General features: G+C 59.4%; 13 protein-coding genes. 5 read left to right on the plus strand and 8 right to left on the minus strand.

Translation table 11 applies throughout. The features are described 5' to 3' along the window. Nucleotides 1-54 precede the first annotated feature (54 nt). A complete protein-coding gene (locus tag KGB20_RS21635; RefSeq protein ID WP_154909035.1) occupies nucleotides 55-960 on the plus strand; it encodes a dihydrodipicolinate synthase family protein in 906 nt (301 codons plus the stop codon). Further along, a complete protein-coding gene (locus tag KGB20_RS21640; RefSeq protein ID WP_154909036.1) occupies nucleotides 957-2,453 on the plus strand; it encodes an aldehyde dehydrogenase in 1,497 nt (498 codons plus the stop codon). The genes KGB20_RS21635 and KGB20_RS21640 overlap by 4 nt, the downstream gene beginning before the upstream one ends. A 107-nt stretch (nucleotides 2,454-2,560) precedes the next feature. Here KGB20_RS21640 and KGB20_RS21645 read toward each other — a convergent pair whose 3' ends face one another. Beyond that, nucleotides 2,561-3,883 (minus strand): DUF1329 domain-containing protein, encoded by a 1,323-nt coding sequence (locus tag KGB20_RS21645; protein WP_154909037.1) that lies wholly within the window; start codon nucleotides 3,881-3,883, stop codon nucleotides 2,561-2,563. Nucleotides 3,884-4,213: 330 nt separating this feature from the next. Between KGB20_RS21645 and KGB20_RS21650 the strand changes: the two genes are divergently transcribed. Then, nucleotides 4,214-4,459, plus strand: coding sequence for a hypothetical protein (locus KGB20_RS21650; RefSeq protein WP_150813170.1), 246 nt, complete (start codon nucleotides 4,214-4,216; stop codon nucleotides 4,457-4,459). 192 nt (nucleotides 4,460-4,651) lie between these two features. Next, on the plus strand, nucleotides 4,652-5,083 hold the full coding sequence (locus KGB20_RS21655; RefSeq protein ID WP_154909038.1) for a GFA family protein: 432 nt from the start codon (nucleotides 4,652-4,654) through the stop codon (nucleotides 5,081-5,083). A 165-nt stretch (nucleotides 5,084-5,248) separates the two neighbouring features. Here KGB20_RS21655 and KGB20_RS21660 read toward each other — a convergent pair whose 3' ends face one another. The 5 genes from KGB20_RS21660 to KGB20_RS21680 all read right to left on the minus strand — a co-directional run bounded on the left by KGB20_RS21660 (nucleotide 5,249) and on the right by KGB20_RS21680 (nucleotide 10,198). Continuing rightward, the gene (locus tag KGB20_RS21660) at nucleotides 5,249-5,707 is read right to left on the minus strand and encodes a metallophosphoesterase family protein (RefSeq protein ID WP_154909285.1); all 459 of its coding nucleotides are present in this window, start codon (nucleotides 5,705-5,707) and stop codon (nucleotides 5,249-5,251) included. A gap of 191 nt (nucleotides 5,708-5,898) precedes the next feature. Further along, nucleotides 5,899-6,972 carry a threonine aldolase family protein gene (locus KGB20_RS21665; protein ID WP_154909039.1) on the minus strand — a complete coding sequence of 358 codons (1,074 nt, stop codon included), beginning with the start codon at nucleotides 6,970-6,972 and terminating at the stop codon, nucleotides 5,899-5,901. A 113-nt stretch (nucleotides 6,973-7,085) separates the two neighbouring features. Then, nucleotides 7,086-7,901 carry an AraC family transcriptional regulator gene (locus tag KGB20_RS21670; protein ID WP_154909040.1) on the minus strand — a complete coding sequence of 272 codons (816 nt, stop codon included), beginning with the start codon at nucleotides 7,899-7,901 and terminating at the stop codon, nucleotides 7,086-7,088. Nucleotides 7,902-8,101: 200 nt separating this feature from the next. Then, entirely contained in the window at nucleotides 8,102-8,557 is a 456-nt protein-coding gene (locus KGB20_RS21675; protein ID WP_154909041.1) for a glycine zipper 2TM domain-containing protein, read from the minus strand. A gap of 204 nt (nucleotides 8,558-8,761) precedes the next feature. Beyond that, nucleotides 8,762-10,198: an NAD(P)-binding protein gene (locus KGB20_RS21680; RefSeq protein ID WP_154909042.1), complete on the minus strand. Its 1,437-nt coding sequence runs from the start codon at nucleotides 10,196-10,198 to the stop codon at nucleotides 8,762-8,764. 125 nt (nucleotides 10,199-10,323) lie between these two features. Here KGB20_RS21680 and KGB20_RS21685 point away from each other — a divergent pair, with 125 nt between their 5' ends. Beyond that, nucleotides 10,324-10,476 (plus strand): hypothetical protein, encoded by a 153-nt coding sequence (locus tag KGB20_RS21685; protein ID WP_223508477.1) that lies wholly within the window; start codon nucleotides 10,324-10,326, stop codon nucleotides 10,474-10,476. 76 nt (nucleotides 10,477-10,552) lie between these two features. Here KGB20_RS21685 and KGB20_RS21690 read toward each other — a convergent pair whose 3' ends face one another. Further along, entirely contained in the window at nucleotides 10,553-15,385 is a 4,833-nt protein-coding gene (locus tag KGB20_RS21690) for a M10 family metallopeptidase C-terminal domain-containing protein (RefSeq protein WP_154909043.1), read from the minus strand. Nucleotides 15,386-15,599: 214 nt separating this feature from the next. Continuing rightward, nucleotides 15,600-16,217, minus strand: coding sequence for an RraA family protein (locus KGB20_RS21695; RefSeq protein WP_154909044.1), 618 nt, complete (start codon nucleotides 16,215-16,217; stop codon nucleotides 15,600-15,602). Between the last annotated feature and the right edge of the window lie 2 nt (nucleotides 16,218-16,219).

The raw sequence follows: 16,219 nt of genomic DNA on the forward strand, positions 1-16,219 counted from the left end.
AATGGCGGTGGACGCCAGGTTGAATAACATTCCCTTAGTAATGGAGAGGCAATCATGAAATTCGAAGGCATTTATACCCCGGCAATTACTCCTTTGACCGCGAGCGGTGAAATCGACAAGGCCGCTTTCGCCGACGTGCTGGAGTATCTGATCGAGTCGAAAGTGCACGGCATTATCATTGGTGGTTCGACCGGCGAGTACTACGCCCACACCTCTCAAGAGCGTATCGAACTGGCGACCCAGGCTAAAGATGTGATCGGCGCACGACTGCCACTGGTGATTGGTACCGGTGCAATCCGCACTGAAGACTCCGTCGAATATGCCAAGGCCGCTCGCGAGATCAAGGCCGATGCGATTCTGGTGGGCTCTCCGCCTTATGCATTACCTACCGAGAAAGAAAACGCCATCCATGCGCTGACCGTGGATCGTGCCGCCGGCTTGCCGATCATGCTCTACAACTACCCGGCACGCATGGGCGTCAGCATGGGCCCGGAGTATTTCGCGGCCGTTGCCGAAAGCAAAAACATCGTGGCCATCAAGGAAAGCTCCGGCGACATGGCGCAAGTCCATCGCCTGGCACGGGAATACCCGAACATCAGCCTGTCCTGTGGCTGGGATGACCAGGCGCTGGAGTTCTTCGCCTGGGGCGCACGCAGCTGGGTTTGCGCCGGATCGAACTTCATTCCCCGTGAGCACGTTGCGCTCTACGAAGCCTGTGTCGTGGAAAAAGACTTCGATAAAGGCCGCAAGATCATGAGCGCCTTCATGCCGCTGATGGACTTCCTGGAAAGCGGAAAATTCGTGCAGTCGATCAAAGTTGGCTGCGAGTTGAACGGCCTTCGTACTGGCGGTGTACGTTCGCCTCTGCAACCTCTGTACGAACACGAGAAACAGGCCTTGCAGGACATCATCACCACTCTGAAACGTGACGTCGCCCAGGTGACCGGGAGCGCAAAATGACTGGCCTTCTCAGCGCGGAAGAATACGCCGCCATCGCTCGGGACCTGAAGTTCCCGACTCAGTCGTTCGTCAACGGTGAGTCCTACACATCGGTGTCGGGCAAAACCTTTACGACAACCAACCCGGCGACCAATGATGTGCTGGCCGAGATCACGGCCTGCAACGCTCAAGACGTTGACTTCGCGGTGGCCAAGGCCAAGGAAGCCTTCGAAGACGGTCGCTGGCATAAACTGAGCCCAGGCGAGCGCAAGAAGGTGTTGCTGCGCTTTGCCGATCTGCTGGAGCAGAACTCCCACGAGCTTTCTGTCCTGGAAAGTCTGGATAGTGGAAAACCCGTTCGCGAGTGCCAACTCACGGATGTTCCGGAAACCATTCACATGATCCGCTGGCATGCGGAGTTGATCGACAAGATCTACGACAGCACCGCACCGGTCGGTTCCGGCGCGTTGAGCCTGGTGGTGCGTGAAGCCATCGGGGTCGTCGGTCTGGTGCTGCCCTGGAACTTCCCGCTGCTGATGCTGGCGTGGAAAATCGGCCCATCGCTGGCCGCGGGCTGCTCCATCATCGTCAAGCCGGCCAAGGAAACCACCTTGACCGCACTGCGTGTCGCCGAACTGGCTCATGAAGCAGGCGTGCCCGCCGGTGTGTTCAACGTGCTGTCCGGCGGGGGCGGTGAAGTAGGCGAGCCGCTTGGTCGCCACATGGACGTGTCCATGGTCAGCTTCACTGGCTCGACAGCCACCGGGCGCCGGTTCCTTAACTACGCGGCGGATTCGAACCTCAAGCGCATTGTGCTGGAGTGTGGCGGCAAGAATCCTGCAGTGGTGATGAATGACGTTGAAGACCTGGATCTGGTCGCCAGCCACGTCGTCAATGGCGCATTCTGGAACATGGGCGAAAACTGCTCGGCTTCCTCACGCTTGATCGTGCATGCGGACATCAAGGACGAGTTGTTGAAGCGCATCGGCGTGCAGATGCGCGAATGGAAAATGGGCAATCCACTGGATCCGGACAATCGCCTTGGTGCCATGGTCAGCAAAGCGCATTTCGAGAAGGTTCGTTCCTACCTCGAGCAAGCGGCCGTCGAGAAACTGGACGTTGTGTTTGGCGGCAACACCGAGCGCGATATCTTTGTCGAGCCTACCGTTGTCGATGGCGTAGGTGTCGACAGCCGACTGTTCCAGGAAGAGATCTTCGGCCCTGTATTGGCGGTCACTACGTTCAACACCGTTGACGAAGCCATCGCTCTGGCCAATGACTCGGTGTATGGCCTGGCGGCATCGGTGTACACCGACAACCTGCGCAACGCCATCAAGCTCTCGCGCGAAATTCGCGCGGGGATTGTGACGGTCAACTGCTTCGGTGAGGGTGATGCTTCCACGCCGTTTGGTGGATACAAGGAGTCCGGGTTTGGCGGGCGCGACAAGTCAATCTGGGCCCACGATCAGTACACCGAAATCAAGACCATCTGGATCGACGTCTCTGAGCGGTAATCTACCGAACGGATGACAGCGCTCGGAAATCTCAAGCCCCCTGGTTCTTTTGAACCTGGGGGCTTTGTTATTCATCGGTCATGCATGATCGGGAGTTCGCCGCGGACCTAACGGATACCGGCACCCGCCATGGATTCTGGCACCCACTGCGCCGTCGATAGCGGCTCGATGTAGCGGATGCCGCCATGGGGGCCCACCACGCCATTGATGTTGTAGGTGCCTTTGGACAGGTCGTAAGTCATGAAAGGGGTGGCGTCCGGGACCTGCTGGTCGTAGCTCTGGCTGAAGAACGCGAAGGAGCCGCGGTATAGCTGGCCACTGGTGTCGTACTGATCGGAGGCCACCGCGGCCCAGGTGTCTTCATCCAGGTAGAAGCGGCGCTTCTGGTAGATGTGCTTCGCCCCCGGCTTGAGGTTGCCCTCCACGACGTAGACCCGGTGCTTTTCCCAGCGTACGAAGTCCGGGGAAATGAAGTCAGGCGTGGTCAGCGACTTGGCAGCGCGAGCGTAGGTGAGTTTGTAAGTGTTGTAGGGCACGATCATTTCCTGCTTGCCCACCAGCGTCCAGTCGTACAGCTCGAGTGCACGGGCAGTACCGGGGTTGGGGGTGTCGTATGCCAGGATCGAGATCTGTTTGACGCGGCGCTGGGCAGGCATGTACTGCCAGGCGCGGCCAGGGAACTCCGCCGGGTTGGTCGCGTTCTTGAGCATGATCGATTCGCCGGCTCGGCGCGCAGGTCCGGTATAGGACAGCTTCAACTGATAGTAGATGTCGGAGCTGTTGAACGGTTTCGACAGGTTCTCGTAGATCGGGAAGGAGACGAATGCCTCGCCGGTGACCGCCAGGCTCGGTACACCCGCCGTGTCGACGCTCCAGGAGTCGTACTTGGAGTGGATGTTGACGCCCTGGTAGCGCAGCAGGAAATTCCACATCGCTTCGGCGCCGGATTGCGGAATCGGGAAAGGCACCCCGGGCATCACGTTGTCGATGGCGATCCCGCCGTTGAGGGACCTGGCGTTGGTGGCATTTCTGCGGCTGTTGTCCAGTACCGCCTGTGGGAGCGATGCCGTGCGGTGGGTCGGATAGACGTCGACGCGAAAGGCGGGGTAGCGCTTGGCCAACGCTACAGTGGTGGCGGTCAGCATGCCTTTGTAAGCTTCGACGTTCTTGCCGTTGATCACCAGCAACGGTCTTTCGCCCGCGAAGGGGTCCGGGCGCATGCTGTCGCCGGTCTTGAAACCGGGCGGCGCAGTGGTCAGGCCACCGTTGTAGGGCGGAATGGAACCGTCGGCATTACCGGCCTTTTCGGCTCCCACCCACGTCAGGCTGGTGCCCAGCCGGGCGGCTTCCTGGCTCGATACATAGGCGCGGGCATCGATGGCCAGTGCCATGAGGGGTACGGCAGCCAGAAGACTTTTCACGAATTTCATATTGTTATTCTCCTGCCTGGCGTACCAGGCAACTCGTGACTCAGGCGCAGCAGTCGCTTACGTCGACTCATCACCAGAGACTTTTTCAGTACTGCCATTAGATAGCCGCCTTATCAGGGGCGCTTTTCATTCGACGACAGCCCCTTGGCTATTGATGACAGGCCCGGGCTGCCTCGTCGGGCATTCGATGGGAGAGTGACTGTCACTTGTTTGTATTTTTCAGCGGAATCATTAGGTTACCGAATGGTCATAGCTATGTCTGAACACTGCCCGGACGAAGGTTTCGAGCAGCCATGACCCTTCCATACTTCCGACGTTTAGGACGTTCATATGAATCGCGCAGTAATCTTGATCGTGGCCATTTCCAGCGCCGTCTTGTTGGGAGGGTGCGGCCCGCACTGGGATGACGGGGAGCGGTACGGGCGATATCACGATCATGACCATCGACGTGGTTACGACCAGAGAGGGGACGATGATCAAGGTTATGACCGTGACTATGATCGTCGTGGCTATGATCGCAGTGACTATGATCGCGATCACCGTCGCTACCGTGATCGCGATGACAACGACGACTGATAGGTTCAACGTCATTGAAATGCAGGGGGAGCTAGTGGGGAGCTGCGTGAAATAGGGGCAGGAAAAGCCCAAGGTTATCATTTTGCCAAGCCGACATGGCAATAAGGGGCCAGTAACAGGACGGCCCCCCTTTTCCAATACCAACCCGTTGACCGGCAAATACGGATGAAGCATTTTTCAAGGGAGATACTCATGGCATCAGGGCAATGTCTTTGCGGGGCGGTACGTTTTTCGCTGGCGGTTGAACCCCGATTTTTCTATCGCTGCCATTGCACCCTGTGCCGCAAGCAAACCGGGGTCGGCCATAATCTTGCCACGCTGGTCAACGCTCGCGACTTTCGGTGGGAGCAAGGGCAAGGGACGATCACGGGGTGGCGCAAACCCAGCGGGTACAGAAATGACTTTTGCTCACGATGTGGCTCGACCGTGCCTAATGTTCTTCGCGAAACGCCTTACTACTGGATTCCGCTTGGACTTCTCGATGGCGAGTTGAGCATGGAGTGTGTTGGAGATTTCTGCACCGATGATGCGATGTCGTGGGATGAACAACGCTCGGCAAAAAGTTATTGCGCAGCCCCGGATTCACTGGGGTTTCTTCTGCATGAGTTGCAGGTCGATGCTTGACTCAGGCGCGAGGTCGGCTTTGGGACCCGTTGACAGTTGGAAGGTGAACAACCACAGCACCAGGGCCGTCACACTGATCTCGAGCGGCCAAAAACTTGGACCGTCCGACTGCCACAGAGTGAGGGTGCTTGCCGGCGAGTCGTGAATCGAACGGTTGAGGGCGACTCAGTCGAGCAGCGATACCAGTCGCGGTTCGATTGACTGGTCCACCACTTCAAGCAACGCCAGGGTGACAGGCAACTTGAAGCGTCTGCGCCCGGCACTGCCTGGATTCAGGAACAGCCGTTCACCGCGCCAGTCGATGCACGGTTTGTGCGAATGACCGGTGATCACCAGCTTGATGCGGCTATCAAGATCGGCCGCCACGTCGGCGATGTCATGCACCAGCAGCACCGTCCAGCCGTTGAACTTCAGGTGCAGACAGTCGGGCAACTCCCGCGCCCAGGATGCGTCCAGGTCATTGTTGCCCCGCACCGCATCCACCGGCGCGATTGCGGCCAATTGTTCGAGGATCGCCTCGTTACCGATGTCACCCGCGTGAAGGATGCGATCACAGCCTTGCAGGGCGGCAATGGCTTCGGGGCGGAGCAAACCGTGGGTGTCGGAGATGACGCCGATTTTCATCGCGGGCGGCTCGAGATGCATGCTGGTTCCAGGTTCAAGCGGATGTCTCCTGCGCGGAGCATTGTTGAACGAAGCGTTCAATTCAACCACATCGCAGCCGACCCCGGGCGGTAAATGACGTCGAAGGCGTAACTCCGCTTTGGCGGCTGCTCATTGAAACCAGAGCGAGCACAGCCGCCACCCGCCATCGACTATCGTTCTTGTGTGCGGTCAGCAGCTCGCCTCACCTGGTTCAACAGGTGATCGACATCCTCGGCGGTGGTGGCGAACGAGGTGACAAAGCGAACGACATTCGGTCCCCAGCGATCATGGTAGAACCCGAAGCCGGCCTTCAGCAGCGCATCGATCATTGCCGAGTCCAGACGGCAGAACAGGATGTTCGCCTCGGTGCCGCCGAGCACCTCGACGCCACCCAGGCCCTCAAGCCCTTGCGCCAGGCGCTGGGCGGCAGCGTTGGCCTTGCGTGCATTGCGCAGCCAGAGATCGTCGGTCAGGTACGCATCGATCTGCGCCGACAGAAAACGCATCTTCGAAGAGAGATGGCCTGCACGCTTGCGGCGGTAACTCATCTCGGTGGCGAGGGAGGTGTTGAACAGGACGATCGCTTCCGCCGCCAGCACGCCGTTCTTGGTGGCACCGAACGACAGGGCATCCACGCCGGCCTTCCACGTCATTTCGGCCGGGGAGCAGCCAAGCGACACCAGGGCGTTGGCAAAGCGCGATCCATCCATATGCAATCCCAGGGAAGAGGACTTGCAGACGTCACCAATGGCTGCGATTTCATCCAGGGTGTAGATGCTGCCGACTTCGGTGGCCTGAGTGATGCTGACGCAGGCGGGCTGGGTCGTGTGTACGTCGCCGACTTTTTCGCGAGTGCGCTCGCGCAATCGGACGATATCCAGCTTGGCCGCCGGGCCGTCGACGGTCATCAGCTTCGCGCCGTTGGAAAAGAACTCGGGCGCGCCGCATTCATCGTTGTTGATATGGCTGGCCGGGTGGCAGTAGATGTTGCCCCAGGGTGGTGTCATCGCACTCAGGCACAGGGCGTTGGCGGCGGTGCCGGTGGGCACGAGAAAGACCTCCACGTCGCGCTCGAAGATTTCGCAGAACTTGCGCTTGACCTGTGCCGTCAACTCGTCGGTGCCATAGGGACCCGCCTGGCCCGAACTGTGTTTGACGAGGGCTTGTGCCACCTCCGGCGATGCACCGGCGATGTTGTCACTTGAAAAACCCAGCGCGGGCGGTCTGCTTGTTTCACCGTTCATCATCCAGTTCTCGGCTGCGCAGGCGAAGGTGTTTCGCCCGGATTGGCGCATCCTATGGAGGGGGACGGTTGTTGCGCTTGTAAAAAATTGACGCTCGCCTGATGGTCGACGGCCTAAGTCCTGTAGCGTGATGGCGCGACGCCGAATGCCTGTCGAAAGGCGCGGTTGAAATGGCTTTGATCGTAGAAGCCGACGGCGTGGGCGACATCGATGATCGGTTGCTCGCTGCCAGACAGCAGGCCACACGCCCGTTCGAGACGCAGGCGAAGCAGCCATGCGTGGGGCGTCATGCCGATGGTCCGCTTGAACTGCTTGAGAAACGGGAAACGCCCCAGCCCACATAGTCCGGCGAGATCATCGAGGGTGATTCGCTCATCGATGTGGCTGAAACAATAGTCCCTGACGCGAGACCATTGCAGGGGCGATAGCGAGCCGGTAATCGTTTCGGGCTTGATTGCCCGTGACTGGCTCAACAGGTGTTCAAGGAGGGTGAACCATTGCGTCTGCACCGCGAGGCTGCCGGGGCCAACGGCCTGCTGCATTGCATCGTGCAACCCGCGCAGGTTGCCGGCAAGCCCCGTGTCTTCGAGCAACACACCGGTCAATTCAAGCTCTTTCGGTTGACCGCTGATTTCCTCGGCCAGGCTCGCGACCAGCGCCTGGGATAGACGGAATGTCTTGAGCGTATAAGTGCCGCCGCCCTCGGATACACCGTCGTGGATTTCACCCGGCGGCATCAGGGCAACACTTCCCGGCCCCAAAAGAAACGACTCGCCTTTCGCTCGATGACGCTGGATGCCTTCGGTGACAAAACCAATGTGGAAATCGAGGTGGTAATGGCGATCGAAGCCGACATCCGCAAAACGTGCGGACCCCAGCACCAGGCCTGGTACTTCGGACACGTGATGGTACTTGGCTTGCTCAGTCATGAAACCCGTTCAACAATCGGCGAGGAGGGCGAGAGGCTCGAAGTTTAAGTGCGCAAGAGGTATAGATCCATGGGTTGCCAGCAATTGGCCTGAGGTTGTGCATGAGTCATTGAGTGTCAACCGAACTCGCTCGCCATGAGGATGTTGCGCAGCAAGTGACGACGGCTCATTTGTCCGCTGCGCAACGCCCGGTAGCCGTCCTAGCTTTGTGGTACCACCCGTGCTTCGTTTCCGGCACCCTCGACGTACACGTTCATGCCTTTTCTCAGCGTCGGGTTGATCGGCTGCGTTACCGAAACCAGTACGCCGCTCTGGGTGCGAACGATGATCTGCTGTGCGTCCACGGGCTGATCATATTTTTTCTTTTCGACGTAGTTGCCGCCCGCCGCCCCCGCGAGGGCTCCGGCGACCATCGCCACATCCCGGCCGGTACCCTGGCCGATCAGGCTACCCAGGCCCAGACCGCCAATACCGCCCAAGATGGCACCGACGCCGCTATCGTGATTGGTCTGCATCTGGGTCTGTGTGATCTGCTCGATTTTCCCCGAGCGAATCTCCATCTCGCCAGCGCCTCCGCTCCCGGCTCCCACCGCGGCACAGCCGCCAAGCAACAGACCAAAAAGCGAAATCGTCAGCCAGGAAGTGATGGTTTTCATCGTCGAACTCCATTTTCAGAGGAAGTGGATCATGCAAACGCATCCAATGACGTTAGACGAAAAAGTCCGGTTCATGCGCTTGTCTGACTGTGCAAGGTGTTTGAGGTCGAGAAAGCGCGCCAGCGCCAGCGCACGACCAGGATGGCCACTGATTCGCCCATGCTCACGCAAAAGGCGGCAGGTGGTCTGGTTGACTCCAGTCGTTCAGGACTCTTGCGCCAAACCTGCTACGGCCTGCAGGAGCCTGGGCATGTTTTCCAGGGCTTTTTTCCTGGCTTCAGTAAATCGGTTCAACACGGCAAGCTTTTCAGGATCCCCCTCCTGCAGGCTTCTCAGCACTGTCGGCAAAAGGTGCAGATGGCACTGCGCAAGCCAGTTGGACAACCCCGCGTGGTTCTTCCATTGCCGCTGATTGCCCAGATAAGCGGCCCACATCCTGACCCAGTCCACTGGTGAGCGTGGCAGCGGGACAAACCCACATAGTTGATTCATCTGCATTTGATCGTCGAGGTGGCTTTCCACGTATGCGATGACTGCGGCGCTGAACAGAATCTGATAACTGCTGACTGTCACCAGGTTGATGCGATTGCCATCAAACGCTTTCACGCTTCCCTCAGGAATAATCGGGACAGCGCTTGCGCTGCAGTCGATGTAAAGGGCGTCGGGATCTCCAGCGATGCTGCCCCTTTCGAGGGAGATACGGCTGGCTTCAATCGCGCATACCCGCCCCAGGCGCACTACATTGGTTATGCGCCGTAGCGCACGCAACTCAGCCTGTGAAATGGTCGCAGCACGGAAGGCGGTGGGTTCGACGGCTTGATCGATGCGCAGCAGTTCGCCGGCACTTTCGAGTCTGAGAAACAGGTCCGGGATCGAATCTGCCGCACCTATTGCTTCGAACTGGTTCGCGAGGCTACCGATCGTTCGTACAACATTCTCCTGGCCGGGTTGAAAGTTGGCGCGATCCAACAGCCAGGGGGCGTTTGGAACGATCCATTGAATCCTGCCTGGTGCCACGCCATTCTGTAGCAGCCACAGACAGGCATCGATGCCGGTCTTTCCTCCCCCCACCACCACGTAACGCAAGTAAGGCTGTCCGATCTTTGGCAAGTCGTTGAGCGGTACGCACCGTATACCAGGCTCTATCCGGTAATGCGGAGGATGGGTCGAAGGAACGGCTGCCTGTGAAATAGTTGCATCCACCAGCTTCCTTCGGACCTGGACAGCATTACGTTCGCCGGTGAGCAGGGAAGTGATGCAATGACTATCGGTGCGATCACCTTCGTAGTTGTGCATCGGAAAATATCGCACCCGACCTGACGGCAAGAATCGATGATGCATAAGCTGATCGAAGTAACTGACAATCTCGGCGCCTGAGGCCAATTCATACAAGCCACCGCCCCATTCGGATTCGTCCTTTTGGCCGGAGCCCAACTCGCAGGAGTTAACGCCATAGAAGGCAGACGGCTGGTGCAAGCGGACGAACGAGTAGGCATCGTTCCAGTGTCCACCAGGTTGAGCGTGTCGATCCACCATCAGCACACTCGCATCCGACTGATCGAGCAATGTATCGACGAAGGCCATGGCTGTTGCCCCCGCGCCGATGACCAGATAATCCGTTGCTATGGTGGATGTGTTCATAGGTACGCCCTGATGAAAGTTGAAAATACTCCTCCATCGAATCAGGCTAGTTGTTTTCGCTTGTCGCAAAAGAACAGTTGTTCCTTGCCGACATAGCCAACAGATTTAAAGACTCTCTAAATACCATGTCGACTCTGGAAAGCGGCCAGTTGGTCACCGTGCCGGACGATTACATTGACCGCCAGGTCGTCTTCTGGATGCTGTGGACAGCCAGCCGTTATGCCTCGCCCAAGTTGCGTGTGTTCATTGACTACATGAGTGCGCACTTGCGCACCTGATCGTTTACGCCTGCAGGTTCAGTATCACCCTCGTCTGACCGGCATCAGGGCGAACCCGCTCCCGCAGGGTGTGGGCTTAACCCAAGGCTGTGAAATCGCTGGCGTGCAGCTCCTGGACGCCCACCAATTGGATTTCGAACTCGGGGGTGGCGTCGGCGTTGACACTGCCCTGGAGAATGCCATTGGCAAAGCGCAGTTGACCGGTGGCGTTGGCAGGGTCGAAGGCATTGCTGCCGATGAAGGTGAAGGCGTCGACGGTTGCGGTCAGCGGGTTGGCGTCCAGGCCGGTGAAATCCAGATGATCGCCCTCGGTGCTCTTGAAACCGTTGATCACATCGCGCAAAGCCCCGACGCCCATGTCTGACAGCGCACTGAACGCGAAGGTATCCGCGCCAGTGCCACCGATGAGGTTGTCGGTGCCTGTACCGCCGATCAGCCGGTCATCGCCCGAACCGCCCACCAGCGAATCGTTGCCCGCACCACCGTTCAGAACGTTCGCGGCGCTGTTGCCCGAGAGACTATCGGCGTAGGCGCTTCCCGTCAGGTTTTCGCAGAATTTCAAGGTGTCGAGCCCGGAACCCGTGGTGTTTTGTTGCGCTGACGTCGAGAGGTTTACGGTAACGCCGGACAGGGCGCGCTCAAAAGACACCGTGTCAATGCCATCGCGTCCGTCCAGCACGTTGTTGCCGGCTCCGGCGAACAGCGTGTTGTCCAACGCGTTGCCCGTGCCATTGGCGGCGCCAGTGCTATCGACATACAGATGTTCAACGTTATTGCTGAGGATAAAGGCCGCCAGGCTGCTGTGCACGCTGTCGACTCCTCCAGGCGCCGCATTGCTGTTGGTCTCGATCACGGTGTCATTGGCGTTGTCGACATAATAGGTGTCGTTGCCATCGCCGCCGCTCATGCTGTCGGCCCCTGCGGCACCGTCGAGCACGTTATTGGCGGCATTGCCGGTGATGAAATTGTGCCGCTCATTGCCGGTGCCGTTGATGTCCGACACGCCGTTGAGCACCAGGTTCTCGAGATTCGCGCCCAGGGTCCAGCTGACGGAAGCCTGCACTGTATCGATCTGCGAGGTCGAGGTGCTGGTTTCCACCACGCGGTCGAACGCGTTGTCGACCACATAGATATCGTTGCCATTGCCACCGGTCATGGTGTCGGCGCCCAGGTCGCCATCCAGCGTGTCGTTGCCCGAACTGCCCACCAAGGTGTCTGCCTGGTCGGTACCGGAAATCATGTTCCGGGCGTTGTCGAAAATGTCCTGCACGCTGTTGTTGTCGTTGGGGTTGCCCTGGAAGCCAAGGTCATTGGCAATGTAGTCGGCCAGGCGCTGGCCGACGATCTCAGCCGACTCTTCGTGCAGGTGCCAGACGTCGTCGGGATACGCCAGCGGATCGACTTCGTAGCGCAAGGGGAGGTCGGTGTAGTCCACCGCCAGCTTGACGTCGACGCGCTCGGCGGCGATGGCTTCCTGGGCCGCGCGGACATAGCCACCCCCCTCGACGATGGAGGCAATTTTCTCCTCCGAATAACCACGGGCACGCGCTGCGTCCTGTTCGTAGTGACCGGTCTCCATCATGTACACGCTGAAGTTGCCGAACTGGGCATGCAGGTAATCAAACACCTTCAGGGTCGCGGCCTTGTACGTCGCTGCTGCCGCTGCTTTGTCCGTGGCTCGGGCGATCTCCTGGGCAGCTTCCTCGCCCTGGCCCCAAATGATGCCCATGGTGACGTTACTGATCGATTGCAGTTCGCTGAGCTGACCCCGCAGCAGCGTCACGGCGCGCAACAGCGCCGCTCCGGGTTGGTTGGTGTCGGTCAGCCACCAGCACAACTCGAGTTCCCCGGCGCTGAGCGTCGACAGGCCGGTGACCGTGCTGCCGCCCACCGCGATGTCGATGCCGTTGCCATCGGCATCGGTGAACTGGCTGCGCACGTCATAGGGGGTGTAGCGGTCCAGGTCGTTGACCAGCATCGAGGTGCCGGACTGATTGTCGTCCTCCGTCATGCGCAGCAGGCGCGCATTGGATTGGCCGAGGGTGGGCAGATAGAGGATGTCCTGTTGGGTGCTCTCGCCGAACACGAAGTCGCTGGCGGTCAGGGTGTTGAGGTGGTTGCCGATGAGCGCGATTTCAAAACGATTGCCATCGGCATCCGTTTCGGCGGACTTGATGTAGGTCTTGTCGCCGGCCGCGTTGAGGGTGATGTACAACGTGCCATTGCGGCCATCGCCGAGGCCGAGAAAGCCCAGGCCCGAAACATCGATCTTGTCGACGCCCGCGGTGAAGTCATAAATCGTGTCGGTGGCCGTGACACCGCCGGTGTCGTAGTCGCGGTAGCTGTCGAGCACGTTGCTGTAGCGGAAGGTATCGACACCGTCACCGCCGTACAGCGAATCGCGTCCGGCGCCGCCGTCGACGATATCCGCGCCGGTGCCGGCCTTGATCGTGTCGTTGCCACCGAGGCCAAGGATCAGGTCGGCACCCGCCGTGCCGTTGAGGGTTTCGGCATTGTTGGTGCCGGTGACGGTGTTGGCGGGCGCATCGGCCACCACCAGGGCGAAGCTATCGCTGACCGATGCACCGGCCGGGTCCGTGGCTCTGACCAGCACGTTGTAATTGCCGGACGCAGTGCTGGTCGGCGTGCCGGTGAAGGTCAGGCTGCTGGCATTGAAGCTCAGCCACGCGGGCAGGGCGCTGCCATCGGCCAGGGTGGCGGTGTAGCTGAGGCTGTCATTGTCCGGATCGGTGAAGCTGGTGGCCGGCACCACGTAGCTGAACACGGTGTTTTCGGTGGCGTTCTGATCCAGCAGCGGCGTGCTCAGCACCGGCGCCTGGTTGGTCGGTGACGATGTGGCGAAGATGAAATTGGCGCTGGTCAGTTTGTCGAGGTGGTTGCCGTCCAGTGCCACTTCGAAGCGGTTGCCATTGGCGTCGGCGGTCAGGGACTTGATGTAAGTCTTGGTGCCGGCACTGTTGAGCACCACGTACACGGTGTTGTTCTTGCCATCCCCCAGGCCGGTGAAACCCATGGCCGAGAGGTCGATCTTGTCGGCGGTGAAGTCGAAATCGGTGATCAGGTCGCCAAAGTTTGCACCGCCGGTGTTGTAGTTGCGGTAACTGTCCAGGCGATTGGAAAACACGAACGTGTCTGCCCCGGCACCGCCGGTGAGGGTGTCCATGCCGGCACCGCCGTCGAGCTTGTCGTCGCCCGCGCCGCCACTGAGGCTGTCGTTGCCCGCCAGGCCGAGCAGGGTGTCGGCCGAATCGCTACCCAACAGCGAGTCGCTGCCGCTGGTGCCGGTAATCACCCGATTAAAGATGAAGTTATTGGCCGTCAGGGTGCTGGCAAGGTTGCCCGAGAGGATCAACTCGAAACGATTGCCGCTGGCGTCGGCGTCGTAGTCCTTGATGTAGGTGCGGTCGCTGCTGGCGCTGTAGCTGACCTGCAGGGTGCCGCCACGGCCATTGCCCAGGCCAGTGAAGCCGAGGCCGGCGAGGTCGATCTTGTCCTGGGTGACGTCGAAGTCGGTAATGGTGTCATCAAAGCTTGTGGTCGCGTTGCGGTAACTGTCGGACTGAGCGGCGAAACGGAACGTATCGGCGCCGGTACCGCCGGTGAGTTTGTCGATGCCTGCACCACCCACCAGAATGTCGTCGCCGGCCCCGCCATTGAGGGTGTCGTTGCCGGCAACGCCGTAGAAAATCTCGCTGGCGGCGCTGCCCAGCAGGGTGTCATTGCCAGCCGTACCTTGCACGGTGGTCATCGGCACCGTGGCGCTGACGTAGCTGCCGTCGCCATAGACCAGAGTGGCACCGTTGCTGGTGTGGCTGATGGTGTTGCCGATGATGGCGTTGCGATCAGTGCCGTCTTCATTGCGCTCTGCAACGCCATAGGTCGACAGGTTGCTGCCGGTGATGAGGTTGCCCTGGATGGTGTTATCGCTGCCGTTGAAGTACTTGCCGGACACGCCCAGGGTGTCGTCGTAGGACTGGATGATGATCTCCGGTACGGGGCTGCCCAGGGAATTGTTGTTGAGCGTGTTGTCGATGATCTCGACGTGGTTGCTGCCGTAGATGCGGATCCCGGCGCTGGCGTTGTCGTGGATGTCGACGCCACTGACGGTCACCTCGCTGGACAGTTTGATCAGCACCCCTTCGGCGCCGTTGCCGTACACCTCGCCACCGGTGATGGTGATGTTGCTGGGGGAGGGGATGTCCTCGCTGCCGCGCTGCACGACGATGCCAGTGCCGCCGTTGTTGTAGGCAACGTTATTGGTGAGCGTGAAGTCGTGGGTGCTGGTAACGATGTTGAAACCGTGCCGGTCGTTGTCGTAGGCAACGTTGTTTTCGAAGGTGCTGTCGCTGAGAAAGTCGGCAACGAAACCGTCCAGGCCGTTGCCGTGGGACACGCTGTTGCTGATGACCATGTTCACGGTCTGCTCGTGGGGGTCGAAACCGTACCCGGAGCAATCCTTGATCTCGACGCTGTCGAGGGTGACGTTGGAGTCGTAGCCCGCTTCGCCGGGAATGTAGCCGTTGAACCAACCGTCGATCTTGCCCGTGGTGTTGTCACGGTTGCCGTCGATGGTGAGGTTGCTGACACCGAAGTCGTGGGTTTGCTCGCCATAGGTGGAGCGGATGACTCCGGTGATCTTGGTGTCGGAGCCGTCAGCCACCTTGACGGTGGTTGCGCCCATGCCGTCGCCGTACAAGTAGACATTGCTCTTGAGCATCAGGCAGCCGTCGGAGGGTTCCGCACCTCCCGAAACGATATAAGTTCCGGTCGGCATGTACACCTGCCCCCCGCCTGCAGCGGCCGCCGCATCAATTGCATTTTGTATCGCCGCCGTATCGTCAGTGATGCCATCTCCTTTGGCGCCAAAATTTTGTACATTGAAAATCATGAGTTTATCTCCGTATCAGGCAAAACCTCGGCAGATGCCAATATTCCATCGGCAGCTACCGTGTTATGACCCAACGGAGCGCAAAAGTTGTGACCGCATATCGGGGGAGTGTCAAAAAACCGAACTAACTGATTAGCGGCTGTGAAGAATTTCAAAAAAATAACGCTTTGTTGACGCTCGCCGCCGCGCGGCGGTCCGCATTACAAGCGATCAATCATTGAACACGCAGTACGGATGCTATTGGCTCTCCGGCTTCAAGACGTTCCAGCAGACCGGGTTCTGCACGATCACTGGCCAGTGCCTGGTCGATGACTGCGGCGAGTGCCTGACTGTCAAGAATCAGTAACCCGTTATCGTCTCCCAACACCAGATCGCCCGGGTGCACCTGAACCCCGCCGCACTGCACCGGTACATTCAACTGGCTCTCGGCATTGCCGTGCAGTTTGGTGGTCAGCAGGTTGGTGCCACGGGCGAAAACGGGCAGTCCGGCTTCGCGCAGTTCAAGGATATCGGTCACCACGCCATCGACCACGATGGCCCTGGCGCCTCTCGCTTTAGCTGCACAGGCTGTCACCGTACCGACACAGGCGTGATGTCGATCACCGTTCATGTCAATCACCAGCACGTCGCCGTCTTGAAGGCTTGCCAAGGCGCGGTTGACGGCAATGGCATCGGCGTCGATCACGCTCAGCGTCACGGCACGACCTACAACTTTGACGGCGCTCAGCATGGAGCGAATTTCGGCACTGACAAAGCCGTCTTCGAGCAAATGCCCGAGGGTGGCGAAGCTGACCTGATGGAGTTTTTCAAGCAATTGAGTAGGGGCGTTCATGG

The sequence above is a fragment of the Pseudomonas sp. BF-R-30 genome (assembly GCF_019956175.1).
Classification (GTDB): Bacteria; Pseudomonadota; Gammaproteobacteria; order Pseudomonadales; family Pseudomonadaceae; genus Aquipseudomonas; species Aquipseudomonas jessenii.